Origin of the sequence: Bartonella sp. AP57NXGY, assembly GCF_042195805.1 — a bacterium.
Lineage (GTDB): Bacteria > Pseudomonadota > Alphaproteobacteria > Rhizobiales > Rhizobiaceae > Bartonella.
The window spans coordinates 1-566 of sequence record NZ_JBHIOZ010000653.1 but is presented as its reverse complement, the minus strand read 5'-3'; the positions used below and the strand labels follow the sequence as shown (position 1 = coordinate 566).

The 566-nt window shown below is 38.3% G+C and carries 1 protein-coding gene and 2 pseudogenes; 1 reads left to right on the top strand and 2 read right to left on the bottom strand.

Going from position 1 to position 566, the window contains the following annotated elements; translation table 11 throughout:
• Positions 1–120: pseudogene (locus ACFIL8_RS12480) on the top strand (integrase); the annotation flags it as partial.
• Between the two features lie 52 nt (positions 121–172).
• Here ACFIL8_RS12480 and ACFIL8_RS12475 read toward each other — a convergent pair.
• Together ACFIL8_RS12475 and ACFIL8_RS12470 are read right to left on the bottom strand one after the other, a co-directional pair.
• Positions 173–472, bottom strand: coding sequence for a HigA family addiction module antitoxin (locus ACFIL8_RS12475; protein WP_183194585.1), 300 nt, complete (start codon positions 470–472; stop codon positions 173–175).
• A gap of 17 nt (positions 473–489) precedes the next feature.
• Positions 490–566: pseudogene (locus tag ACFIL8_RS12470) on the bottom strand (Killer protein); the annotation flags it as partial.

The window sequence follows — 566 nt, the reverse complement described above, 5'->3', positions numbered from 1 at the left end:
GTTTCGCAAATGAAAGCGCTTTTTGGCTGGACAGAAGATAAAATGGCATCTCTTTATACCAAAACAGCCGATAGAAAACGCCTTGCAATAGAAGCCATTAAAAAACTTCAAAAAGGTTAGAGCAACGGGCGGAAGCTAAAAAACTAAAGCCTCGTCAAAATTATAAACGAAATCAAAGCGACGTTTGATGTGCTTCAGAAACCAGAGGAGAAATAGGTGGTTGTGTCTGTTGCATTGTTTGCCATAAATTATAATTTGTTTGCATATCCAGCCAAAATTTCGCTTTACTAAAACCAGCTAGTTCTAATTTCACTGCAAGTTCGGTACTCATAGAGGCATGTCCGTTAATCACTCTTGATAGAGAAGCTCTTGTCATATGGAGATGATTAGCTAACTTTTGTATTGTTATCCCCATTTCGTCTAAGAAAGCTACTTTTAGAACTTCGCCCGGATGTGCGGGGTTATGCATCATTATTTTCGCTCCTTTCATCAATGGTAATCTTGATAATCAACAAGCTCCACATCTGTTCCTATAAAGCGAAAAGTAACACGCCAATTTCCATTCA